Here is a 25,706-nt window from a genome sequence, read left to right on the forward strand (position 1 = left end):
CTTTTATTTATTTGTCGATATCACCCAGTTATAAAATTGTTTATTTTCTTCTTTTGTCTCCTCATGTTCTGGCTTCGCAGCCTCCCCGATCAGCAGTTCGTCTCCTACCCTCAGGTAATTTAATCCAATATCCAGCGTTTCATGAGACGCTTCTGTAGACTCAGAAATTTCAATAAAATGAGTTTCAGCAGGGATAAAAATCGCTTCCGGTACTGATCCAACCAGGTACCCGCTTATTTTAACTGATTTGGAGTCATTCATGCCTGTACCATCCATGCTATGGTAAAAATGCCCCAAACCGAAATGCTCAATAGTCAGGATATAAGGCTTCGATTTTATAAAATTCCGCATCTCCTCCACAAAAAGCTTCCTTCCTATACCGTAATTTGTATCCCTTCGGAAATACCAGGGACTGATAAACTCATTGATGTCTTTTTCAAGTTGTTTGGTATAAAACAACTGCTCTGCATGATTACCAGAGACAAGCTTCACCTTACACACCACCTTCACGCGCTCATAAACTGGGTTTTCAATACTTATATCCACCTGTGGTGAAAGTTTGGGTTGAAGAAAATCCTTCACCTTACAGAGTGTATCCAATGAAACCATGGGCTTCATATTAACCGGAAAGGAATTTTCCGTTAGGGCAACCAGAATAATCCTAAGCCCGGAAAAATCAGGTATCGACCCGATCTCCTCTTCATCCGTCCTTAGGCATTTAGCAATAATGATTTCGGGAAAATTCTCCAGTACCGTTTGTTCAATATCTCTGGCCATCAGCAACCTGTTTTTATGCCGCAACCGCTGACTGACCCGAATGTAGAAATCAACCTTATTCTCTGCGGGTTTCCCTCCAAAGGATGGAAATAATTGCCAGATATTTTGGATCCCTTTCACTGGATTCACAATGGTTTTGAGTACAGCAGGAGGTAAAATCAACAAGTCAGGATCATCCATTCCAACCAAGTGTGTCGCAGGCACCACATTCACAAACAAGGCTTTAATCTTTGACTTCACCACATTCCTCCCCGCCACAGCAATCTTCATCCAGTAAAGCTCCCCAGGCATCCTGGTGTTGCCCAACTTAATGTCCTCCGGAACAATCAACTGAACTATTCCGCTGGTAATAAAACTCTCCGTCGTATCCGAAAGCACATATTTCTCATTCATCCGGATCCAGGAATTGTGATAAAGGTAGCTCCACTGTAATGGCTCCACCTTAACTGCAGACTCATGAGCGGTCTTTTCTTCCAGATGAAAAAGAATGGAAAGCGCTTCTCCAGGGGTAATTTTGTCAAAGCCGATATAGAAATTGCTATCATACTCTTCCGCAGGGATCAGCGGATATTCAGATCTTATTTTCCCAGGAAATACCTGTTCATAGCCAAATGGCTCCAAATAGAAAAGTGTGATGTTATTGAACGCAGGGATATTTCCTGTGGCATTGTTTAATTGTTCTGAAATACGCTGCGTATAATCAATAAATACATTATTGAGCAATGGCGTATAAGGCTGTTCTGGCAATGGCCTTTTCTTAACAAACCGCTTGGAATTGTGCAAGGCTGCGTCGGAGAAAATAGCAGGAAAGGAACTGTGGCCAAAACCAAATGCCGGACTGCTAAATTCAATTCTCAATGTACCCTCCGTCATTTCCCCAGGTAATAATTGAACCTCTTCTCCCAATATTGCATTATTAGTAAAGCCCAATTCTTTCACATCCAGGGCTTCCTTTTTAAACGTGGTGTTCTGTTTCAACACGGGTTCATAATTGGCATCAAAATCTGATTCAAACAATGGAAAATCATTCTTAAGACTTGCTGCTGCAAAAGGATTATATTTATGGCTTAAGAGCCTCGCCCGGAAGGAGCTATTTTTAATATTAGCCCCGTAGTCCTGGTAATAGGTTTCAAATCCACCACTCACATCAGGAAGCCCAGCCCATTCCATCCTCAACTCCAATTTAGATAAGAACTTATTAAACACATTGGGGTTCACAATATCAAGATAACTTTTAACAGGCGAAACAGGCCCAAATGGCTGGAAAACTGTCGCATTACTCAGGTTTCCAATGTTGTTTTGAAGCATATAATCTGTTAAACCGCTCACCTCAGCCTGAATACTGATCCTTTCTATATTGAGGTTTTGCAAATAGGCCAAAGGATTAAAATTTGCCTCATTGTTAACTATTAATCGAACAGCAGGCCATATTAATCCCGGTAAAGCACCATGTAAGGGCGAATAAATTGCAAAAGGCAAGTCCATTTTTCCCTGCTGCAACTCCAATACCAATGATTTTTCTCCTTCATCTAAGCTAATTCTGGTCAGTCTCGCCTTTTCCCAACCCGCTGGTCCTGTAAACTCTATCACAAATGCATTTTCCAGCAATAGATACTTTACATTGTCCATCTGATCTGTATTTCCCTGGTAATTATTTAGGTATTCAATAAACTGCGTGTACGAATCTGCGGTTATAAACAGCCTGATTTCAATCTTACGCAGCCCAGATTGCTGATAAAGCACCGGAGAAGATATTAAAAGACCGGTTTCTGCCATTGCATGCTGACGTTGTTTCTCGGTCAATTCATTGATATCATCTCCAAATATTGGCCATGAAGGCATCAAATCTGCATTTTTAACAAAAAATGCAGGATCAGGATTTTCATATTCCCCCTTAAACAACTGCAATTCTGAAAGACCAATCTTCGTATCCTCCGCCTCCGTTTCCCTTAAATTCAACCAATCTGTACGAACTGCAAACAATGTTTTTAAAGCGGAAATGTGGGCATCACTCAATACAATACGCCGATCTAGTTCATAAAATAACCCATCTTCAAATTCGGGCAGGTTGCCACTTACCAATTCCCCTTTTTCCAGGGCCACCTGTTTCACATCTGGAAGTGGTTCAAAAAGCAGATTCACCTTATTTGGAAGCGCAGGAAATTGGCTAAAGCCTAGTATCCGTTGATAATAAAAATCCAGATGTCTAACGGTCACTTCATTAATATCCGTTTTAAGATGCCCATAAAGATCTAAAAAAGTAATTACCAGTGCCAAATGTGGACTGTAGCTTTGTTCCAGAATAGGATTTTCTTTCACATAAAAGATACAAGCGTTGAGCAACCTATTAAAACTAGTTCTTAGCGTTTCAAAGAGTGCTTTTATAACTATAAATGCCTCCCCTGTACTTTCACTAATCCCTTTGTCAGCTGGGAATATATTTTCTACATTGTTGGAGCGCTTAAATTTCTTTACTTCAAAAATTTCATCCGCAATAAACACCACATCGAAAGCCTGGTGTATCTGATCGTTATAAGCCCATAACGTTTCAACAACTTGCTCCAAGTTCCCAATTATTTCCTTGAGTCTTTTGTCAAAGACGTGCGTTTTTTGTACTGCCAATAACCGTTTACCGAGATCGTGCATTTTTAATCCAGAAGCAAGAATGAAAAGAAAAACCTTCTTTAAAGCACTCATCACAGCCTCATCACTTACGGCTCTTTCTAATTTAATCTCTAACAGTGTAAAATATTTCAGATATACCTGGAGATCAAACTTAACGAGGAGATTGTTCAACAGGTTGTAGTCCGTTTTAAAAAACTCTTCCCAATCTCCATCTGCCTTATTGCCATCATTAAAATAAATTAAATGCCTGGATAAGTTCGACATGATCTTCAGCTGATCAACAATATCACGATCTTCGATTTTTATAAATTCGGGCAGAAGTTCTTTGATCAGGCGTTCATCCCTGCTCAAACCATCCATTAAATACCCCATTTCTTTACCCATAGAACATGTTTTATTTAAATATTTGTTCCTTCTTTAAAGTAAAAAGGAAACACCAGGTTATGACGGGTATTGGTAATAATTAGTGAAAACTCAATACTGATGTGTAAAATACCTGCAGCCTCAACTTTTTCTAAGATTTCCGTTCCTATAAACTTCACCCTGGGCTCATAATTGAGTAGCGCATGGTAAACAACATGATTCAACTTACTATGAAGTGACTCGTCAATGTTTTCGAAAACCAGCTGTTTCAAATTACAACCAAACTCAGGTTCCATAATCCTTTCACCAGGCGTGGTATGCAGAATGATATAAATACTCTGCTTCACATCTTCAATTCCTGAAACCATCACCGTGCGGTGATTCAGGTTGTCAAAAGATACCGGAAAGTTCCATCCTGTTCCTAAAATTGAATCTTCGTCCATGCTATCCTCCAATTAATACTGTTGGAAATCCTAAAATGACGGTACCACCATGAGCCGTTGAGTCCCCCATCCTTACTGCTGGTTTCCCACAAATTAAGACGGTTGCAGAACCTTTGACCAGAGAATCAGGAGGTCCCACACAAACGGCCATGTCTCCCATTACTGCAGCCGGTAAGCCACCAATCAAAACTGTAGGTGCCCCAGGTCCAATCAATGGTCCTCCTACATGTGGAATGGGTACTATTCCTGGAGTTAGCATCGGACAAACGTGCATATCTGTTATTCTGGCAGCCATCATTCCCATAATCTTTTAATTAATCATTACAATACCTCCTTTAACAGCCGTCTGGCCAGAAGAACTTATTTCAGCGGTCGCACCTCCTTTGGCTGTAAATCCAACCTGAGCCTTATTACTCACATTCATGCCCGAAATAGCGGCATCTTTTTTTGCAGTTAATTCTATTTTTCCCATGGCATTCAGGCTAATATCTCCTGAAGCTTTAAGGGTAATATCTTTATCGCTCGCCAGGCTAATTCCCTTACTATCCATCGTGATCACATTGCCATGTTGATCCGTAATTACGATCTTTTTATTTTCGTCATCCAACGAAAAAGCATTTCCTGCCGGAGTTTCCAGCTTGGTTACTTTCTTTTCATCATCAAAAGAAATCTTAAGATTCCCTTTGGTAATGATCGACTTGATGAAATTCTTATTGTCTTTCGCTGGATAAACAGGTGCTTTTGAACTGCTATAAAGTGAGCCTAATACCACAGGATAACGGGGGTTTGAATCCAAAAAACCCACTACCACCTCATCACCAATCTCAGGAAGAAATCCTGAACCAGCGTTTGCCGTAGCATAGAAATTAGATACCCTCGCCCAGGTGCCAGTTTGGTTATCGGCACTAGAATTTAAAGTCAATTGAATCCGATGCAAAGATTGCGGGTCTTCAAAAAGGTTTTTTACGGTGGCGATCTGCAAACCACTTATTGCAGGCAGCTGTCCTGCGGCTGGCAACACGTTAAAATTCTCCTGTGCTGCTATGGGGGTATCATCCAAACCAAAGCCGACAGTTGTCTTCCAGACGCCCTCCTCCAGGTAATGGCTAACCGAAGAAACGAAGGCTTTGCCGCTATATCTTGCACCTACGCCCTCCAATAAAACTAATTTCCCCGGCATCACCAAGCCGTTCCCCTGGAAACTGACACTCCCTTTCAATGCGGAAAGACGCATTTTTAGTAAGGACGCATTTGCCCAGGTCTCGATTTCGGCCTTTTCCATCGGTGCCCCGGTAAATATATTGCGCTTGGTTTGACTCAGTGTTCCAGAAAGTTTCTTTGCCGAGATATTGCCTTGCGCCTGAAGTGAGGGCTCTGTGGCACTAGCTTTCAGTATAGTCAATGTTTTAATGTCCCAGGCAGAGGCCTCCAATGCTGGCGACTGCATTTGTGCATCCAATTCTGCATTAAAACTCAGGATACTATCACCAAAAGCAAGCCGCAGGACCGGCTCAGTACTTAGTTTAGGCGCAGCAATCTCTATGGTATTGCCTTTTAAACAGTTGACTAAAAACCCATAGAATTCTGCTCTGGAAAGGATGAAATCCCAATCCGTAGCTCCTTTTTGGATCACTGTTTCCTGAACCACAGAAGTGCTGGTTACCTCCGCCTTCAACTGATTATTTTTAATAATTTTAGACAGAATATCTGCATCCGACAAGCTCGTGAACTCCACGTCTTTTCGGTTAAAAGTCATGCCGATCGCCTTGTGTTTACAACTCACAATTAAGCTAAAAGCGTCCGTGTTATTAACCTCAATACTTTGTTTAACAATGACACCACTAAATATAGAAACTTTATCTTCTCCCCCGTAACCGGCAAGAATTTCAATCTCATTTCCGGGCACAAAACTATCACTATCACTGATTGGGAAAGTTCTGGTGTCTACTGTGCCATCAGCAAAGATCAGTTCCGCATGCGAGATGCGATTTACCTGATGATGGATTTCTACGGAAATTTGGGGATAATAATCAGGAATAATACTGCCTGAAACTTTTATCACCAAGGAAAGCGTAAGATCTACGACGTCAGCCGGTGATTTAATTGCCATTTAATTTATCTATTGGCGGGAATAAAATTTGATCCCCAGGTTTAATTGCAAAAAAACTGCTTAATTTATTATGTTTCGCCACCTCAATATGATGCCCTTTACTGCCATAAATCCGAAAAGCCATCAAGGGAAGCGTATCCCCTGATTTAACCGTCCGAACATGAGTAAGATCTGGAGAAGACATTGCCGCCTCTTTCACCTTTGTTTTATAATCCACACTCTCCGAAAAAGACAAGTCCATCACCGCTCTTAAAGCTTTTCCTTCAGGCGAAAACAGCGTGTATTTTATATTATTCTTAACACATACACCTGTAAATATGAGCTTTCCCCAAGTGATCAGGAGATAATATGGGCGATGGACTTCTCCATGAAAACCACAGACCAACTTGTTGAATTTATCAATATAGTCGTCAATATCTTTATAGCTGGAGGCTAGCGGAGTCCTTCCGGTACCATCCACAAATAAACTTAGGTTCAAATCACTGAGACCGATACTTTGAAAGGTTTTGGTGATATTACTAGAACCAATGGTCATATCACTACTATAATTCACACTGAAAGACCGCTGATAATTCGCAGGATTCAAAAAGGCAAAAATCTGGCCTTTTTTATGTCCTTTACAGGCCGAATCTTCATAGGCTTCAATTTTTAATTTAACCAGCATTAGCGTTCCTTATTTTTGTTGATCTTCTGTATAATTTTAGTCGTACACGCTTTAACGATTTCGCTTTTTAGCTGTTGCAAGGCTAAGGGATCAAGGGAATCGGAAAATTGCTCTTTTTCGATCGCTACTCTGATCACCAGTTCTCTGATTTCAATAGGCATATTTATAGGCTAATTTTTTCAAAATAATCATAGGCAAGCTCAATGCTTTCCACCATGATCTTATTTTCTTCGGCTTTTAAGTCGGATAGCTGCAGGCCAACAGGAATGGCATTGATCACATTCCAACCCAGCAGCGGAACCTGGTGCTGATCTAATAAAGTCACCAGGATCGTTTTCGGTTTAAATGAAAATCTACCAATGGAACTGTAAGCCCATTCCATAAGAGGGGAACCAATGAGCATCCCCCTCTTTAAAATCAGGTTAGGAAATTTTGGTGCTTTAGGGAATTTGTGAATAAACCTATTCTCTCCTCCTTCCTGAATATCCTCTGTTTCCAATTTAACGTTCAAACCTACTACTTCCTGAAAGCTGCCTTCTTTATCTCCGTCCATATCATCAACAAATACATGGAATTTAAAGGCTACAGGCGGGAAATAAGTAAACATCTCCATCCGTTATTTCTTTTCTGCCAGTGATAGTCCTTCATGTGCCAGTTCTATACTTTCCAATGCCACCTCATTCGCATCTGACTTCATATCTGTTACCGTCAGCTTTACAGGGAAAGCATTTAAAAGCGTCCAACTCATCGCCACTTCATTGCTCTCATCTAACAGACTGATCAATATAGTTGCTCTTTTATAGGTATTCATCTTCAGTGCTTTAAACTTCTCCCACATTGCGTTGTCCCCTTTAAACATCCCCTTTTTCAAGGTGACATTACCGTATTTGAGTAAGCCCGGCATTTTTACCGTAGAATTCACTTTACTACTCCCTCCGCGATACTCAATCACTTGAGCCTCTGCAGTTAAACCAGTTACTTCCGAAAACACAAACTCAGCATCTTCCCACTTGACCTGGAAAGCAAACTTAACTAAAGCGTAGGTTATTGCCGATTGGGTTGATCCATCTTCTGCCATGATTATATATTTTTAATTTCTTTAAATAAATGTTTGATTGTTAATTATGATTGTTGCAATTGCTGTTGGAAAGTAATCACGATAAACTCAGCAGGTCTTACAATTGCTACTTTTACCGTAATCAGCATTTTTCCGTCCAAAATATCCGTTGGGGTCATGGTAGAACCCAAGCCGATGTTAACTTCAAAAGCCTGCTCTGGCGCTGCACCTGCTAAAGCTCCTTGTTTCCAAAGATTGGTTAGGAAGTTATTGAACATGGACTTCACCGTTAACCAGGTATTGGCATTATTTGGTTCAAAAACATAAGCTCTTGTTGCAGCCTTTAAAGACTGTTCTATCATAATCAGCGTCCTTCTTACATTGATATATTTCCAATCCGAGCTATTTCCATCTAAAGTTCTACCACCCCATACCAATGTCCCAAGACCTTGAAATGGGCGGATTACATTGACAGATTTACCAGTGTAAGGGTCTACATTAAATCCCTGCTGAGCTTCACTGGAAATATTCACTATAGGACTGTTTACACTATTTAACGAATAATTTGCCGGTGCTTTCCAAACTCCTCTTGTATTGTCTACCATCGTATACAATCCAACCATAGCTGCGCTTGGTGGCATTTCATTGAAAAGATTTCTGGCCTGGTTTAAGAACGATCGATAATATGCGCTGGAAGATTTTAAGGCTAAATTGTGGTTCTTTTTTAGGTTTTGAAGTTCGATCAATGTTGCGGCTTTAAGCTTCTTTTCGGCTTTATCGGCCTCTATAGGATCACCATCTACCTTTGTCGCACCGTCGGTTACACTGGTAGCGGCGGTAGCGGCCACTTTAGCCTCTCCAGCACGATCTAACACCGCTTTATTTGCGGCTACCAGCGCTGCAGCTGTATCTGTCACAGCCTGCTTTGCTTTATCGGATAATTGCTTAACCTGATCTAACTGCTGATTTACTATTTTAAGGGCATCATTTTGTTTATTTACCTCTTTATTTAGGTTTTCCAAAACATCGGTCTTTGTAGGATCAACATCTTTAACCGCCTTGGTCGCTTTTTCTAAATCCGTGGTTACATTATTAACCTTGGTTGTGGCTTCCGTTAATGCTGTTTCTGCTATTGGGGCTGCAGTAACTGCATCATCAGATGCCTTTTTAGCATCTGCGGCTTTCTGAACCGCTACTTCTGCCGCTCTACGTGCTGCAATCGAATTCGACACGAGGTCCAGGGTATTATTAAGTTTAGTATAGCTTTTCTGATAACCATCGAATATTTGCTTTACCTCTGGTTCCAGCAATGTACTTAGGTTGTCAGGCAGATTTTCGTAAGTCAATTCATCCGCATCCACAATTCCAGTATTCAGCCATGGGTAATAGGCTGCACCATAATTTAGAAAATTGGTACCAATCTCTGTTCTGAATTCATCAACCACATCATCTGGCTTTTCGATAGTCTTTTGATTTCTCAGGTCAAACACCCCAAAACGGCTCTGCATATTTGAACAATGGGTTAACACATCTTTGTAAATCGAATAAGCCCCCTTACCAAGTGCCGCAATATCAGGTATCACAATCAGTGTAGGTTCCTGCTCATTTTTGAGGATATCCAAAGGCCCTTCTGGTAAGGCCTCAGTAGCCTTAAAATCTGATAGCGAGACTTCTTTAGATTTAACACCTTCATAAGTACCTACAGATAATATCACGCAGGAACCGCCACCATTCGCATAAAATAAGCGAATACTATTGAATAAATAGAGCTCATTACCATCAGCATAACGCAACGTAAAATCCTGATCATCAATCTTAAAAGACTGTACCCGTACAGCCTTACCAGTATTTGTTAGACCTTCTTCTACTGCCCCCTTTGATACTAAAAAACTAGGTTTAAATGCTCCGCCGAAACTTTCAATGTATTCTGCGAATGAATTAATCTTTGTGGGAACTCGGTGAAGGGATTTCCCATCTCTTTCTGCTTTAAACGTGTAGCCAATAAATGCAGGAATAGCCGTTTCAACTGCTACTGCGGAATTGGGAAAAGCATTTTCTTCTACGATGTAAACACCTGGTGATCTGTAATTTGCCATAAGAGCGTTTTGGTTTAAATGATGATTTCTGAATAATTACGGTTCGGCTCCGCATCCTCTTCCGGAGGCAGCAGAGACAGATAAGTATGATTTGGATTTTGAAGTGCACGAATAATTACCCGTCCATTCAGCGGACGCTCTGCTGAACTTTCCAGTAGCTGATACCTGTTCAGCGCCTTACAGGAAAGTTTGATCGGTTCAGGAGAAACAAAACAATTATAAATTGCTCCGGAAGGAAGTGTAATGGACTTAGGTCCAATAAAGACCTGCTGTTTTTCTTTATCAATCACGATTGCATTGGGGATCGCTTTCAGGTAATCACTTACCAGAACATACCGCCAATAGGTGGCCATGGCTTCAAACCGAATCACATACACCTTGCGCAAATCAGTACTTAGCTTTAGCGCGAGGATACCAAAAGGTTTAACCAGACCGGGTTCCCGGAAAAAGCGGGAAGTATATTTGTAGAGATCATCATTAGAAACCAAACTTTTCTTATGAAGGAATTCATTGTCCCTTTTTGGGTTACTAAAATAAAAGAGTTCTTGACTTAGCTTGGTTTCAAATCGCGCTGTATAGTTGAAAAACTGCGAATCAACAAGTTCAATTGTAAAAATCAAATTCATGCGCTTCAGGAGTAATTCCTCCCTGGACCGTTTGACTCCAGCATGAAAAATATCAAAATAAATATAAAACCGACCATACTGCTCCCGGAATTCCATTCCAAAATTCAGTAATATTTTGCTCGAAGCTGTGGTTGGTCTAATTTTAAAAACGGAAAATATACCTTTGAAATATTCATGTTCAAACTGAACCTCGGTCAATATTTCATAGCTGATTTTCATGATTTTAGCGAAGAATTGTTTTCAATAGTAGTAATCTCCGGCCTATACTCCCGAACAATAGATTCGTCAATATTTAGCATGCGAACCTTATAAACTACACAAGGCATATACTTGGCCCCTAAACTGGCCCAGATGTTATTCAGTTGATCCTGAGAAAGGACCTGAAGTTCAAAAATAAGCTTATCAATACGTTCGTCCAATCCAGGAGAATTCTGCGAATTGAACACATTTTTATGCTGAAAATAAGCCAGAATAAAAGAAATAAACCGAAGTGATTCCCCATAATTCCCTCTGTTAAAATAAGCGGAAAACATCACATATAAGTTCAGTTGTAAAGGGCTGGCAGCAGTGTTTGCAGCATGCTGACCAAGGACAGTGGTCTGTGTAGTTTCCTTCTCTATATTGATTAAAGTAACGATGATTTTATTAGAACCATCAATGGCAATCTCCCCTCTTGCATCAACAATCCCAGACAATACCACCTTATCCTCCTTAATCCGAAGTTTATTTCGAAAATATTCATTTATTTCCTCAGATAAGAAAGATAGCGCCTCAAAAATCATTTATTCTAAATAATGTAAAATAATAGATACATCGTACACTTCCTAGTGGAATTAATTAAAAATTCAACAGTTATTGTACACTTAAAGATAGTAGCGTTTCGTAATGTAACATTAAGAAAAAAAAATTAAATATTTAAAAGTATTTTACTTTTTTAAAATAATTTCAAGAAAAAAAGTAATATTTTCGGTTAGACTTATCCATACGCAAAATGAGAGCAATAATCTTGATTTTCCTTGCAACATTTCTAATCACTTCTACTTTTACGCTGAAAGGAAAAAGCAATATTGACAAGAACACAACATTATTGCTTCAGCAAGACACTAGTAAAAACAAACTAAGTCTTCTAAAGAAACTATCAGAGGCTTTAAAATTTAGAAAGAATGCCCATGAAAGGGAAAAGAAAAGGGTCATTAAAATTATTGATGATTATGTAAAAGCGGCGGCTTCAGCGCCTAACTATACAGACTTCGCCCTGAATTCGATGAACACTAAGTTAGCCGACCTACAATCTATTATCAACAAAATTCAATCGGATATAGAAACCATCAGACCAGTGGCTCCATTTCCGGTAGACACCGATCCCTCCGACCCCATTACACCTGAACCTGCTCCGGATTCCGGCCCCCCAAATAACGACAAATACATCGATGATTTGATCAAAGCGATTTACGCTCAGGATAAGCCTCCCGTAGAAACTATTTCCCTTCCAAAACAGGAAAGACTTGCCCTGATTAAGAACTTAATTCTGGAGCCAATCGTACTTAAGGATACTGTTGATCAGATATTCAAAAGAGAACGCAGCGTTAAACTCAAACATGCTGCTGAAGTCTGGGGATTTTTTCCCTATACCAATAGAGAAATAGACCTCAACTACAGGCTTTTTAATACCCTGGTGATTAACGCCTACGAACTCAATGGGAATACAGGAAGAAGCATGAGAGATTTAGATTTAAAGAATTTTGAAGTTACCCGTCGCGCAAAGGTAATTGGCAGTAAACTGATTATGGGGGTTACTGCTGATGCGAAAAACACCAGTAATTTTCTGCTGCATGACTTTGCCCAAAACCAATTTATTTCAGAAATCGCCACTGCACTTGCTGAAAACAACATGGAAGGACTAAATATCCAATTCAAAGGACTGAATGCTAAACTTTCCAGACCCATGTTGGCTTTTATTGACAATCTTTCCAAAGCATGCCGCAAGGGAAATAAACAGTTTATACTCAGCATCACCATCCCTGACTTTGACATCAAAGAAGGCTATTTACTTCCTGAGCTTAGTCCATTTACCGATCGCTTTCTAGTTGATTTTAGCCAGCAAGACTTCAAAAATCGTCCTGGTCCACTTGCCCCATTAAAGCAACAAAGCGACTATAGTATCGAGACTTGCGTGTCCCGCTACCTCAACTTATCTCATCTTGCGCCCTCAAAATTGATTCTTTTACTCCCATATTATGGCATAAGAAGAACGATAGATGCCAAAGGAAAGCCAGAAAACCCCATGCTGCTTTCTTATAGCAGAATCCGGGCAAACTATCAATATCTCCCGGTAAATTATGATGAACAAACTGCCACAGCAATCATTGAAGTGGTAGATACCGCAGGAAAAACGCGGGAAAAGATATGGTTTGACAATGAACATACTTTAGACAAAAAGTTTGATTTCGCCCTTAAGGCTGGACTTGCAGGGGTTGCCATACACGACATGACCGCAGATATAGGCTACGGAGAACTCGCAGATGAGCTTGCTTATAAATTTCTTTTGCCAGATACCCTAACAACCAAACTGACCAATCTTGAACTTGAAAACCAGAAATTCGGATGGGCTTATATCGTTAGAAATCTAAAAACGTATTATTTTCTTCTTGGACACCCCTGTCACCCGAGTCAATCTATTTTAGATCGTACCCTTTTAACCTATATAAATATCATTTTATTGATTATCTGTTTAGGACTAGGTTACTTCTGTTACTCCAAAATAAGAACAAAAGGAGACGAATGGACAAATAGAACACCAATGCTCATCATCATGGGTACCATGACTTTCACACTCATTACCTGCAGTTTTGCATGGCTATACCTGGACAATGACATTCCTTGGTTTGGACTTGACAAAAAGTGTATAGACATGCCTTTTTTGATATTATATTTGATCATACTTACCGGAATTGCATTGGGGATCCTACTCATGCGCTTATTTCTATTCCCCGTTATCAGACAAGAAGACACGCCATAGTGCGGCTAATTCCATGTAATCCATTAGCCCATTGAAGCAGCCTTACTCCGGCCTGGCTAGGGCAAGATATCCTTTCAATGGACTAGAAAGGGCCTAGCAAGGCCCTAGCAGATGCCTAGAAATTCAAATTAGTTCCGCTCCTCCATACCTGCTATCATGGACTCAATTGAAGCCTAAGCAAATTACCCTCCAAAGCTTCCTGGAGGGTAATTTACAATTTTAATTAATTTTAATACTCAGCCCTTTAATCGTCTGCCAGCCTTCCTTATCGGTCAGTCTAATCATAAAATGATAATCTCCAGCGTCTACATCTGCCGGAACCTCAATCTCTGCACTTACCTCATACGTCTTCATTCCTGCCGGAATCGCGATGTTCTTAATAAGCAAAAATGGTTTTACAGCTTGTTTAACAGGCGACATTTCGCATGCTTCCAATTCCGTACTGTGTGTATGGTGATCAAAATTATGGTGAATATCCAGGTTTAAAGAACCCAATTCTTTATTGTCACTCAGGGCTACCTTAAACAAGAACTTTTCTCCTCTTTTGATTACACTACATTGCTTAGGAAAAGTGTCTGAAAAATTCATATTAATCTCTGGGTAAATGGTATCAATAGGTTCTGTCTTCTCCTTGCTACAATTGCTCATAAAAACCATCAGCAATAAACAACCTAATACTAAACTGATGCGCTTCATCCTATTTATAATCTAAGGTGATTGGCAGCACTTTAAATCATCTGCTAAGGAAGTCAGCGGCATTTCTACGGCACGAATGATTTCATACCCTTTGTTTACAAGCTCAACGATAACTTTACTCCAATGCGGCTCCACCCCAAAAACCATGTACAAGGATGATACTTAATTTTGCTTTCATATTTGATTCTTTTTAAATTAGAGGACTACAATGGCTTGCCTTCGCAAATACTCGCCAAAAACAAAAGATAAAACACTGACAATCAGCAAACCAACAGTCCATTCCTAAAAATTGTTCTGTTAAATTCGTAATTTCCTTTGATTAAGGAACCTACTTATATATAGGTTAAAATATGTTAAATAATGACCAGGAAAACTTAAAAACATTAGTTTTAATTAACGTAAAATTCATCCTATGAAAAGAAAACGCTTTCCTGTAATTGTTATTTTTCTCTGTACGACTATCATAGGCTACGCCCAGGAGGCGCTGCGTTATCCGGCGCTAAAGCAGCAAATTGATAGCCTAATCGCAATGGATAAAAAAGCGGGTCAAAAAACGATGGCGGCAAAGCCAGGTACCAGAGATTCCCTAAATAAAGAATTTAAAAAGATTGCGAATGCAAACACCCTGGTGTTGAAGCAAATATTTAAAAAATATGGTTTCCCAAATTATGATATGGTCGGTAAAGCAGCTTCAGATAATTTTTTCCTGGGTGTACAACATTCCGACACTGACCTGAAATTTCAGCGCGCGGTGTTAAAGAAAATGAAATTAGCGGTACAGCAAAAAAAAGCTGATCCAGGTAAATTTGCTTTTTTAACAGACCGCGTGAATGTAAATTCAGGGAAAGCTCAAATTTATGGAACCCAAGTCGACTATACAGCAGATGGCAGCCCTTTTCCTAAGAAACTAATAGACCCGGAAAAGGTGAATGAGCGAAGAAAAGCAGTGGGGCTTGAACCTCTAGAGGAGTATTTTGATTTGATCATCAACGCCCGTAAACAACAAAAACCATAAAATGAAAAACTTAAGTAGCTATTTGCGCCATGGCCTTTTTATACTAATACCACTCCTATTGATCAGTGGCAAACCTGCATCTAACAAGGATGACCTTAAAATATTTAAACAGGTATCTGAACGCTTGAACACCTTAACCAAAGTAAAATACCATTATTCCAGGGAATTCAGCTATCCTTCAGACAATTACCGGAACAAGTCTGAAGGCGACCTGTTTGTGGAATTTGGCAAAGAAAATGATCTGGTAGGTTTCAGATATCAATTTATACAGCCTGATGGATTCTCCATTTTTAACAATTCAGAAATATTTAATGGCGATGTAAAAAGTAAAACCATGACGATGACCAATCAGCTCCAAAAATCTAGTTTGGAAGGAAAATCGGCATTGTATAACTCACTCATCACTTTACGGAACCTGTTACCTCAAATTATTTCCGATCAGCATATCCCTAAATCCGTAACGGATACGCTAATTGATAAAAAGAGCTATTATCTCCTCCGATTTGACTTACAAAATAAGCTCCCAAATTATTTGGGAACCGCTTTTACCTCAACTACCGTCCCATTGTATTTCTACCATAAACTGATCGTGGATAAGAAAACCTTATTACCCTTAACCCTTTTGCAAACCAAAAAAAATAGTGAAGATTTAAACCGAACAGATTTTACTAAAATAGAGACTCAGCCACTACCACCTAAGGAAAGCTCCTGGTATTATTCCAGCTACCTCAATGATTACAAAATCGAAGACAAAAAGCCTGTAACGATGATCAAGGTTGGCGAGATGGCTCCAAGTTGGGCATTAAAGAGTTTGTCAACGGATACAACAGAACAGTTGTCTGCTTACAAAAGGCGCTTAACTTTACTGGAGTTTTGGATAAAAAACTGCGGATACTGTATTGAGGCTGTCCCTGGACTGAATGATCTACATAACAGTTTCAAGCCGGAAGACTTTAAAATACTGGCCATCAATACAGAGGATAACAAAAAATCTATTGAGCTATTTGCAAATAAAAACAAGGTTAAATACACGGTATTGTATGGAGAAGAAAGCAAAATCAATAAAGACTATGGAATCAGTGCATTTCCTCAGGTCGTATTGATTGATCAGTCTGGGAAAGTGATTTATGCTGGCAATTTTGACCTAAAAAAGCTGAAACCTCTGATTGAAAAACATATCTAAACCAAAAAACTATCCCTTTTTAGAAGTTTAGTTTAATGAGCTCTTCGGTTTCTGTATCAAAGATTAAGATTCCTTCCTGCTTATCGTCAAGCTGCCCTACTAAATGCCCTTCTTTAGACCAGACCGCACTTTGTCCAGCACTTTGATAGTTGTCGCATGGGCCGGTACAATTGGCCATTAACACCGGCATCGCATATTTCCTGGCGATCGTAGGATAATGCAGCCATGCTTTGTCCAATCCATTCTGTGATTTTGCCACGCTCGTAAGGTATATATCTGCGCCAAGCTGATGGGCATGGCCAGCATGTTCCTCTTGTAAGCTTTCATAACAGATGGCAGGTGCAATTTTCTTAACATCAGCGGTTAAAATGACTTGCGCTTCCCCATTTACAAAATATGGGAATTCATCGGGATGTAATTGTTGCTTTGAATAAGTTTGACGATGGGCATTGGGTTGAAAAATCACCATACTGATTTGTATTCCAACATTTGTTTGTGTTGGCATCCCTAACCCAATAGTAATGTTCTGATGGTTACTGATTTCCTGGAATTCATCCAACCTTTTGTCGTCCTGATCAGTAGCCAGTTCAGCGGCAAGCTCCGGTTCATAACCCGTTAAAGACAATTCTGGAAAAAAGATAGCCGCCGCGTGTTGGGAAACCGCAAGGTCAATACATTTCTTATGTCGCGCTACATTTGCAATGATATCACCTTTAACTGCTTTTATTTGTGCTACTGATATTTTCATTGAGAAAGGAATTCTTGTCTGGGTAAAACAAAGTTATTTTTATCGTTTTTCCAAGCGTAAACAGCCCTTTTAACTCCTGACATCATCACTAAGCTGAGTTCGATATTACTTGTTCGCCAAGGAAAACAAAGGTTTACTGCATTACATTTTTTAAGATTCCTTTAATTTCTTTACTGCTTGGCCGGGCTGCATCTTCGGATATTACTTTTCCTAAACGATCAATAATAATGTATCTCGGTATGGTTTTAATTCCCAATTTTTTGGCGAGCTGAGAATTAAAATCTCCCTCCACTAAAAAGTGACGAGATGGATCCAAATCAAGATTTTTAATAGCAGCATCCCAAAGATTTTTGTTTTTATCGAGGGAGAAATAAAGGAAAGTAATCTGATCTGATAAAGATGAAGCTAATAATTTAGAGGCGGGTAACTCTTCGATACATGGCACACACCAACTTGCCCAGAAGTCAATATATATAGCTTTACCTTTATAGACCTTTAGCAGGTCTGATAGACTGATTTTTATGCCTTTAGAATTAACCAACAATTGTTCCTCACCTGGTTTTATATCCTCAATTTTCAGATTTTTGACATAGTTTTTATACTTCTCATTGCTGCATTCCTTTAAAAAATAATCATAATACTTATTAAAGGTTTGACGTTTTTTATTCGCATAACCTTTCATGAGATTAAACATCATAAATTCTTTTGTTTCCCCGCTAAAATTGTCCCTAAACTCAGTGAATATTTTCTCGTCGCCAGCACTTCTTTCAAGATAGTACAAATAAGCAAGCGCAAATTGTCTGTAGGAATAAAGATTCAAGCAATCATCACAATTCAAATACCTTTTAAGATTCACTAAGCTATCTATCTGAGTAGCACTCGTGCTCTTTGAATAAAAGGCTTTGCTATTTAAACCTTCTACCCTTGACTTTAGATAATCATAGCGATTAAAGGATCGAATGTACTTTTCGGTAAGCGGAAGAATGGGGTGTTTTGAAACAAAATCATCTAAAAAAGAAACAGATGCTATATAACGTTTATACAGAAGAGAATCCCTGCTCTTTAAATTTGTGAAAGAGGAAGGTAATTTAAGGAGCGCATTGTTATTAAGGTCATGATTAGAGGCATTTAACAATAAAAGTTCTTGATTTCGCCGCTTCAATGGACTGACTAAGTTAAGTACACCCTCATTGATCTCCGAAACCTTAAGACTATCATCAGGATATAACAAAAACAACTTTTTATTAAAGATACTGCCATTATACACTACAATAGGTAATTCAGAGGTGATTATGCCCGTTTTTCCAGGATGAATGCTTAAGCTCATCATATCATTAAACTCATTAAAAAATTCGAAATGTATCTGTTTCTTTGTTGGATTAAGAATGGAGATTAAATTTCCTTTTTGTATCTGAGCTTTCGCTACTCCAATGAGGCAAAGGGTTAGCAGGGTAAAAATGAGCTTTTTAAACATTATACATTTGAAATTAAAAATAAAACGACTACCAATCGCCGCTGGTAATATTTCGACAAAAGAAGATATTCCTACCCATTCTGCCCGCTATTAGAAAAACTGCCTAGCCAATATTGGGTTTCATTTTCTTGGTTTCTCTAACCTACCGTATTTATGATAAATAACAATAATAATTTCTTTGAAAAAGTTATCTTTAATCTCATGAGACGTATCTTCCTTTTAGCTTTGCTAGCCTTTTCTACCGGCCATGCCGCCTTAGCGCAGGTGACATCATTCAATATTGACAGCTCGAAATTCGACATTTCCTTGATGAAGACCTTGGATTCCATTTACATTAAGGACCAGTCGAACAGGATAGCATTAATACAGGCCAGAGAGCGTAATGAAAGTCCTGCTCGCATAGACAGCCTGAGCAACAATATGCGCATTGGAGATATACAAAACTTGGAAAAGGTGAAAGCAATCCTTGAGAAACATGGCTGGTTAGGTCCTCAAAAGGTGGGAATGCAAGCTAGTCAGGCTTTGTTTTTGGTGATACAACACGCAAACCTAAAAACACAAGAACACTACTTACCTATGATCAGGACTGCGGAGAAAAATGGAGAAACGCTCTCCAGCAATCTGGCTATTTTTGAAGACAGGATCAATGTGCGTAACTCTAAACCCCAAATTTATGGCAGTCAGTTCTTCACTGATAAAGAGACAGGAAAGAAATACATTTATCCAATAATTGATGTCGACAACCTTGAGGCGCGACGGAAGGCCATGGGGATGCCACAAATGCAGGAATATAGTAAAGGTTGGGATTTACAGAATTACAAAAAGGATCTTCCAATGATTGAAGAAGCAGTTAAGCGTCAAAATATCAAATAATTAGGGCAAATGGGATACAAAGTTGATCAATTACCTTTGTATCCTATTCGCTCAAATTCATTTTCTCAGGTTCTCCAGATTGGCAAAACTACACCACCGCTTCTTTTTCAAGTGTTTCAAACTCATTTTGATTGAATTGGCGCTGCGATTCCATAAACTCAGTCCTTGTTACACTGGCAGTTTTATGATCGCCGGTATGGCTCCATCCTGGTGGCATAAAAATATATAGAAACTTATTTTTAAGACCCGGCGCCTTATAAACATCTTTTAGCAAACAGGCAAATTCTCCAAAATAACTATCCAGGAAACTATTGGGTTTCATTTCTCTGGTGATACCATATTCGATTGCAAGACCTTTCTCTTCGGGCTGATAAGTACCAAAAATACGATCCCAGATATTCAACAAATTACAGAAATTTGTATCCATGTACAATGGATTCTTAGCATGATGAACCCTATGGTGTGAAGGAGTCAGGATGTATTTATATAGAAAACCTAATTTCCCATCTTTCATCAGGTGCTCCCCAATGTGAATAAAACCACCATAAAAACCATCAATAAACATGATCACAAATAGCATTGGCGGATTGACTCCCAGTAAAATACAAACGGTAGTTCTGATAATGTCAGCATATGTTCCTTCCAGAAAAAAGTGGGCATAAGAAACGGAAAGATTCATGGTTTGTGGGGCATGGTGGGTAGAATGCAGACACCAGAAGAGGCGGACTTTATGCCCCAGATAGTGGTAGATAAAATGTGCAAATTCCCATACAATATATCCGTAAATAAACCAGTACCAGGTAAAAGTAGTTTTAAAGATCGCATATTTTTCAAACAGCCCAATACAAAATATAATTGCAGCTATAGAGATAAATCGGCCAATAAAAGCATTCAAGACATAGGAAAAGAAAGAAATCTTATAGTCGATCGCATTGAACTTTCGCAATACTAAAGCCACTAGAATCTCAATGACTAATACGATTGGAAAAAGCGGGCCAATAATAGAAGTAAAACCATCATAGGTTAAAAAAGAGCTGTAATCGCCAGAATTGATAATTTTGATGAAATTTCCGACACCGAAAAAACCGATCATCCAATCATAAATTGCTTGAAAAAAGTGTATCATAGTATATTTGGTTTTAGGTATTAATTATTGAGGGTGGTCATCTCCCCCACAAACTCCTTTATCTTAGCAATAAAGCTATTTAAAATAGTTTGTATATACATAGATACTAATGTTTTTTCAAAAAGCAACCTTACACAAAAGAAAAAATATGAAATAAAGGATCACAAAGCCAGAGCTGAGGATTAAAGACGAATAAATACCGATGTATGATAAGGCATCCAGTCTAGCTCTGCCATCTGGTGTTAATTCAAATTCCGGTATTCATTTGGAGATAAACCGACTCTTTGTTTGAACACCCTGCTGAAATGTTGCGGATATTTAAAACCAAGATCATAAGCGACTTCACTAATGGACTTCCCTAAGTCAAAAATCCTTTCTTTAGCCACATCGATTACTTTCGACTGGATGTATTCTTGTGCAGATTTTCCGGTTTCTTTTTTGATCAAATCACCGAAGTAATTGGAAGACAAGTTCAATTCAGCAGCACAATAAGCCACAGAAGGTAGTCCGGTGTTTTTTGGTTTATCGGAAGCATAATACCCGATCAATAAATCTTCAAATCGTTCTATTATACCTTTATGAGGCGTATCCCTGGTAATAAATTGACGGTCGTAGAATCGGGTGCAATAATTTAAAAACAGTTCAATATTAGATGCGATCAATGTTCTACTATGTTTATCAATTGACTGCCTCAATTCATATTCAATTTTCCCGAAACAATCCAATACAATTTGTCGCTCCTTTTCGGAGAGATGTAGCGCTTCATTTACATCGTAAGAGAAGAAAGAATAATCAGAAATATGCTTTCCTAATGCAGTACCCCTTATCAGTTCAGGATCAAACACTAATGCCCAACCTTTTGGCTCAAATGTTTTCAGGTTTGGTTGTACACCTACAACTTGTCCGGGGGCAATAAAAACCAATGTACCTTCCTGATAATCATAATTGTTACGACCATATTTCAACTCACCACACAACAGGTCTTTTAAATAAATAGCATACAAACCAAAGTTAAAGGTTTGGGCAGCCATAGGATTGGCTTTTGACAAGTCAATCACGGTAATTAAAGGATGTAAGGTTTCTACCCCACGCATTCTATTGTAGGCTGCAATACTGTCTAGTTTTATGATTTCTTCCATAATGCAAGGTTTTACTCCTACAAATTTACGCATTCCATAGCAGGTATAATCTAGTCCTGTTCCCAATCAGTAACATTGGTAAGAGATGCAGTAATCTGTATAACACCTTGAGGTATATCACTTATTTTTTCAATTCTTTAATGGCAGCGGCTAATTCTGTATCAACCCCTTTTCTAAAATCCAGCACTGTGGGTTTTACCAATTTATCTGGCCAAATCCCTTTTCCCACGAAATCATCTCCATTGGCCAACATATCCCTTTTGGTACAAATACGTGCAGATCCATTACCAGGCAAGCTAATCATCAAGGGTTGTCCGGAACTACCGCCACTTGCTTCCCCGATAATCAATCCACGATGGAGAGATTTGAAGGCACCGGCAAAGTCCTCTGCTGCTGAATAGGTCCTGGCACTAGTCAATACGATAACCGGTTTATCATAAAAGAATTTACCGTTAGGTCTTAAAAAGCTCTTAGTTCCATAAACTTCTTGATTGACTCCCCATGGCCTGTAACTAGGTTTATAATCCCGGGTATACCAGGAATGTATCAGTTCTGGCTTTTTAACTAAATAGCTCAGAATCTCCCAGCCAACAGATGAATTACCTCCTCCATTATTTCGCACATCAAAAATAATCGCATCAGCCTTAGAAATTTCTGGATAATGAATCGCAAAAGCCTTTGCAGCAGAGTCCGTACCAAAGCTATTCAAGGAAACAAAAGCAATATTTCCCGTTAGCATCTTATACTCAAAGGGTGGTGTATTCATTTTCGCAGAACGCGCAGCTGGCTTTAAGCGCACAATGGTATGTTTCTTTATCTGGCCCTTTTCATCTCGTAATTGCAGTTCAATAGGCTCATTAACAGATCCGGAAAGCAGTCCATATTCGTAGGCACGGACTTCTCTGTCTTGAGGAGTAGAAGCACTTTGATACGGAGTGACAAAACGGGCTGCATATTCCTTAACAGGCAGACCGTTAACAGCAATAACCTCCTGCCCTGCTTTAATACCATCCTTCTCCGCATTGGGATCAAAAACACCCACAATTAGTACCCTTTCCTCCACTAATCTCGTGCGGATCAAAGGTCTCCCATAAAATTCATCATATAACTCTTCTGGAACATTGACATTGGTATGCCCATCATTTAAATACGCACAAAACTCAGTCATCACTTTAAAATAGGCCGCGGTAGATTTGGTTTCCTTCACTTTTGGCAGATAAGCAAAGTAAAGAGAATCAAAGTTTAATTCAGGTACCAAATCAAAGTTGACAAAATTGTATTTTGCTTCCGACCAGAATTTTGATAGCCCTGCTACTTTCTCATCCGTAGAAATATTCTTCTGATATGGGCTTTTCAATGCCTTGGAATCCCAAAAACCAGCTTGGTTATAAAATGCTTTATTTTGTTTTTTCTTCCTGAGGGCATTAGATTCTACCTGCTTCAGGACCTCCTTCCAGCGAATGTCATCATGTAAGGAGGTCAGATCTGTATCCTTTTCAACACCCTTAACATCCGAAAAATTATCATCGTAAATTGCCTTTTTAAGATAGGTAAATGCGAGTACTTGATCCCCAGCCAGTGCAAAATAACAGGCAGTATTGTAATTTGATAATTCAGCTTGCCCATTATTAAGCTTGTCTCGTAGTTCCTGAGCCATCGGAGTGTTCTTTCCGGATTCTTGCGCATAACAGGCGCCAACACTTGTAGCAAAAATCAAGAACAGAAGAGAGAACCGTTTATATTTCATCATATTTTAGAGGTTAAAAGGTTTAAACTTTTTAACTAACGCAATCAAGTCGATCGCTTTCCTTCTTTAAAAATAGCTGATAATTGTTTGTTCCACAAGCCGTACTTAAATTATTTAACAGGAATCCATAGCAATCATTTAAATTCGCATCATGGAAGGAAATCGCATCATATTTTTTCTCTTTGAGGGCGTACATTTATTAGATCTTGCTGGAGCGGTAACTGTATTTTATGAAGCCGGTTGCCTTGGAAAACCTTATGAACTCTGCTATGTATCCCCCTATCCTCAGCCGATTTCCTCGAGTGGACTGGGTTTCCATAATATAAAACCCCTGGAGGAAATCACCATTAATGAAGATGATCTGATTATTGTGGCTGGAATGGAAATTGCCAAATGGAACCGTGCTGATGATGCATTGTGGATCCCCTGGTTACAAAATGCTACAGCTACTGGTGCTAAAGTCTGCTCAGTTTGTACCGCTGCATTTGCTTTGGCTGCTGCTGGCTTGCTGGAAGGACGTCAGTGTACAACGCATTGGGCCTGGACAGCTGCATTACAACAAGCATATCCTGGAATTAAAGTACAGGAGAATTTGCTGTATGTAAAAAGTGACCGGATTTATACGAGTGCTGGTATCGCTACTGGTATTGATTTAGCTCTTTTTCTACTGGAAGAGCAACATGGAGTCGCCTTTGCCTGTCAAGTGGCTAAAGATATGGTTGTCTATGTAAGGCGAGAAGGGAAAGATCAGCAGGATAGCATTTACATTCAAAACAGACAACACATCAATCATCAGGTTCATCAGGTGCAAGATTACATCTCCCAAAACCTCCGACAAAAACTTAGTATTCCAGACTTAGCAGAAATGGTCCATATTAGCCCGAGGTCGCTCACCCGATTATTTAAATCAGCTACTGGTATCACTATTGGCCAGTATATACATCAATTGCGCAGGGAAAAGGCACTTCATTTACTAAAAGAGAATTACAAGATTGCCTGGATTGCTTTGGAATGTGGATTTAAAAGCCCAAACCAACTTCGGCAAATGTTAAAACTCGAGGATTAGCAATTTGTCCCAATCTAGATCCTGTTTGGCCGAATTTATATTTCTTTTCCCTTTAGTTTTGCTCATCTAAATTCTGGTGATGAAAAAATTATGGATGCTATTACTCCTGTTTCCTTTCCTTGTGTCAGCGAAACCCCAAACAGATACGACCTACCGCTGTCCGCCTTGCGGCAATACTTGCGACAATGTAAGTTTCAGCAAAGCTGGAACTTGTGCTCATTGTGGTATGACCCTAGTCTCTAAGCAAGAAAAGGATAGCATTACCGCTCAGAAAAAGATATCCATTTGTTTCTACTTATATGACGGCGTTGAAGTGCTTGACTTTGCAGGGCCTATGGAAGTCTTCTCCTATGCTGGTTTTAACGTTTTTACTGTGGCCAAGACTAAGGCTCCTTTAACTTCACAGGGCATCCTAAAAATCAACCCTGATTATAGCATTGCAGATGCTCCACCTGCTGATATTTTCGCCGTATTCGGAGGCGACGACAATGTAACTACGAATGATCCGGAAGTAATTGCCTGGATTAAATCCCGCGACAAAGCGACTCAGAGTTACTTCTCCGTTTGTACAGGTGCTTTTATTCTGGGTAAAGCTGGTCTCCTGGATCACCTACAGGTAACTACTTTTCATCGCAGTATTGCGAACTTACAAAGCGCCGTGCCATCGGCAAAAGTACTTTCCAATGTAAGGTATGTTGACAATGGAAGAATCATAACCACTGCCGGGATTTCTGCAGGAATAGATGGTGCGCTCCACCTGGTCGCTAAATTGAAAGGAAAAGATGAAGCAAAAAGAATCGCTGCACATATGGAATATGATAAATATCAGGCTGAACAAGGACTGATTGTACGTTAATTC

The 25,706-nt window shown here is 39.4% G+C and carries 23 protein-coding genes; 6 read left to right on the forward strand and 17 right to left on the reverse strand.

The features are described from left to right. Positions 1–3: 3 nt before the first annotated feature. From GM920_RS03425 to GM920_RS03475, 11 genes are read right to left on the reverse strand one after another with little or no spacing between them, the layout of a single operon-like run. Positions 4–3,786, reverse strand: coding sequence for a hypothetical protein (locus GM920_RS03425; RefSeq protein WP_182953423.1), 3,783 nt, complete (start codon positions 3,784–3,786; stop codon positions 4–6). 14 nt (positions 3,787–3,800) lie between these two features. Continuing rightward, positions 3,801–4,208, reverse strand: coding sequence for a GPW/gp25 family protein (locus GM920_RS03430; protein WP_182953425.1), 408 nt, complete (start codon positions 4,206–4,208; stop codon positions 3,801–3,803). 1 nt (position 4,209) lies between these two features. Beyond that, entirely contained in the window at positions 4,210–4,512 is a 303-nt protein-coding gene (locus tag GM920_RS03435) for a PAAR domain-containing protein (protein ID WP_182953426.1), read from the reverse strand. Between the two features lie 6 nt (positions 4,513–4,518). After that, a complete protein-coding gene (vgrG, locus tag GM920_RS03440; protein ID WP_182953428.1) occupies positions 4,519–6,318 on the reverse strand; it encodes a type VI secretion system tip protein VgrG in 1,800 nt (599 codons plus the stop codon). Continuing rightward, positions 6,308–6,982, reverse strand: coding sequence for a CIS tube protein (locus GM920_RS03445; protein ID WP_182953430.1), 675 nt, complete (start codon positions 6,980–6,982; stop codon positions 6,308–6,310). The genes vgrG and GM920_RS03445 overlap by 11 nt, the downstream gene beginning before the upstream one ends. Next, positions 6,982–7,143, reverse strand: a complete 162-nt coding sequence (locus GM920_RS03450) for a DUF5908 family protein (RefSeq protein ID WP_182953432.1) — start codon at positions 7,141–7,143, stop codon at positions 6,982–6,984. Before GM920_RS03450 ends, GM920_RS03445 begins: the two co-directional genes overlap by 1 nt. A 2-nt stretch (positions 7,144–7,145) precedes the next feature. Next, positions 7,146–7,589, reverse strand: a complete 444-nt coding sequence (locus GM920_RS03455; RefSeq protein WP_182953434.1) for a phage tail protein — start codon at positions 7,587–7,589, stop codon at positions 7,146–7,148. Between the two features lie 9 nt (positions 7,590–7,598). Then, positions 7,599–8,060, reverse strand: a complete 462-nt coding sequence (locus tag GM920_RS03460) for a phage tail protein (RefSeq protein WP_182953435.1) — start codon at positions 8,058–8,060, stop codon at positions 7,599–7,601. A 44-nt stretch (positions 8,061–8,104) separates the two neighbouring features. Next, positions 8,105–10,135, reverse strand: coding sequence for a phage tail sheath family protein (locus GM920_RS03465; protein ID WP_182953437.1), 2,031 nt, complete (start codon positions 10,133–10,135; stop codon positions 8,105–8,107). Positions 10,136–10,149: 14 nt separating this feature from the next. Further along, positions 10,150–10,980 (reverse strand): hypothetical protein, encoded by an 831-nt coding sequence (locus GM920_RS03470; protein ID WP_182953439.1) that lies wholly within the window; start codon positions 10,978–10,980, stop codon positions 10,150–10,152. Beyond that, complete coding sequence (locus tag GM920_RS03475; protein ID WP_182953441.1) at positions 10,977–11,543, reverse strand: DUF4255 domain-containing protein; 567 nt, start codon at positions 11,541–11,543, stop codon at positions 10,977–10,979. The genes GM920_RS03470 and GM920_RS03475 overlap by 4 nt, the downstream gene beginning before the upstream one ends. Positions 11,544–11,752: 209 nt before the next feature. Here GM920_RS03475 and GM920_RS03480 point away from each other — a divergent pair, with 209 nt between their 5' ends. After that, positions 11,753–13,780: a glycoside hydrolase family 18 protein gene (locus GM920_RS03480; RefSeq protein ID WP_182953442.1), complete on the forward strand. Its 2,028-nt coding sequence runs from the start codon at positions 11,753–11,755 to the stop codon at positions 13,778–13,780. Between the two features lie 219 nt (positions 13,781–13,999). Here the strand turns inward: GM920_RS03480 and GM920_RS03485 are convergent, their stop codons facing one another. Next, positions 14,000–14,476 (reverse strand): DUF4625 domain-containing protein, encoded by a 477-nt coding sequence (locus tag GM920_RS03485; protein ID WP_182953444.1) that lies wholly within the window; start codon positions 14,474–14,476, stop codon positions 14,000–14,002. Positions 14,477–14,888: 412 nt separating this feature from the next. Here GM920_RS03485 and GM920_RS03490 point away from each other — a divergent pair, with 412 nt between their 5' ends. Together GM920_RS03490 and GM920_RS03495 are read left to right on the forward strand one after the other, a co-directional pair. Next, a complete protein-coding gene (locus GM920_RS03490) occupies positions 14,889–15,491 on the forward strand; it encodes a DUF6624 domain-containing protein (RefSeq protein ID WP_182953446.1) in 603 nt (200 codons plus the stop codon). 1 nt (position 15,492) lies between these two features. After that, entirely contained in the window at positions 15,493–16,674 is a 1,182-nt protein-coding gene (locus GM920_RS03495) for a TlpA family protein disulfide reductase (RefSeq protein ID WP_182953448.1), read from the forward strand. A 19-nt stretch (positions 16,675–16,693) separates the two neighbouring features. Here GM920_RS03495 and GM920_RS03500 read toward each other — a convergent pair whose 3' ends face one another. Together GM920_RS03500 and GM920_RS03505 are read right to left on the reverse strand one after the other, a co-directional pair. After that, on the reverse strand, positions 16,694–17,422 hold the full coding sequence (locus tag GM920_RS03500) for a carbon-nitrogen hydrolase family protein (RefSeq protein ID WP_182953450.1): 729 nt from the start codon (positions 17,420–17,422) through the stop codon (positions 16,694–16,696). A 133-nt stretch (positions 17,423–17,555) separates the two neighbouring features. Continuing rightward, complete coding sequence (locus GM920_RS03505; protein WP_182953452.1) at positions 17,556–18,896, reverse strand: TlpA family protein disulfide reductase; 1,341 nt, start codon at positions 18,894–18,896, stop codon at positions 17,556–17,558. 201 nt (positions 18,897–19,097) lie between these two features. Between GM920_RS03505 and GM920_RS03510 the strand changes: the two genes are divergently transcribed. After that, positions 19,098–19,769, forward strand: a complete 672-nt coding sequence (locus tag GM920_RS03510; RefSeq protein WP_182953454.1) for a DUF6624 domain-containing protein — start codon at positions 19,098–19,100, stop codon at positions 19,767–19,769. 88 nt (positions 19,770–19,857) lie between these two features. Here the strand turns inward: GM920_RS03510 and GM920_RS03515 are convergent, their stop codons facing one another. The 3 genes from GM920_RS03515 to GM920_RS03525 form a co-directional block, all read right to left on the reverse strand. After that, positions 19,858–20,895 (reverse strand): sterol desaturase family protein, encoded by a 1,038-nt coding sequence (locus GM920_RS03515; protein WP_182953455.1) that lies wholly within the window; start codon positions 20,893–20,895, stop codon positions 19,858–19,860. 242 nt (positions 20,896–21,137) lie between these two features. Next, positions 21,138–22,034, reverse strand: a complete 897-nt coding sequence (locus tag GM920_RS03520) for a helix-turn-helix domain-containing protein (protein WP_182953457.1) — start codon at positions 22,032–22,034, stop codon at positions 21,138–21,140. Positions 22,035–22,155: 121 nt separating this feature from the next. Next, positions 22,156–23,784: a S41 family peptidase gene (locus GM920_RS03525; protein ID WP_182953459.1), complete on the reverse strand. Its 1,629-nt coding sequence runs from the start codon at positions 23,782–23,784 to the stop codon at positions 22,156–22,158. Positions 23,785–23,932: 148 nt separating this feature from the next. Here GM920_RS03525 and GM920_RS03530 point away from each other — a divergent pair, with 148 nt between their 5' ends. Both GM920_RS03530 and GM920_RS03535 read left to right on the forward strand, forming a co-directional pair. Continuing rightward, on the forward strand, positions 23,933–24,847 hold the full coding sequence (locus tag GM920_RS03530) for a GlxA family transcriptional regulator (protein ID WP_182953461.1): 915 nt from the start codon (positions 23,933–23,935) through the stop codon (positions 24,845–24,847). Between the two features lie 79 nt (positions 24,848–24,926). Beyond that, complete coding sequence (locus GM920_RS03535; protein WP_182953463.1) at positions 24,927–25,703, forward strand: DJ-1/PfpI family protein; 777 nt, start codon at positions 24,927–24,929, stop codon at positions 25,701–25,703. The last annotated feature ends 3 nt before the right edge of the window (positions 25,704–25,706 follow it).

Source organism: Pedobacter gandavensis (genome assembly GCF_014172405.1).
GTDB lineage: Bacteria > Bacteroidota > Bacteroidia > Sphingobacteriales > Sphingobacteriaceae > Pedobacter > Pedobacter gandavensis.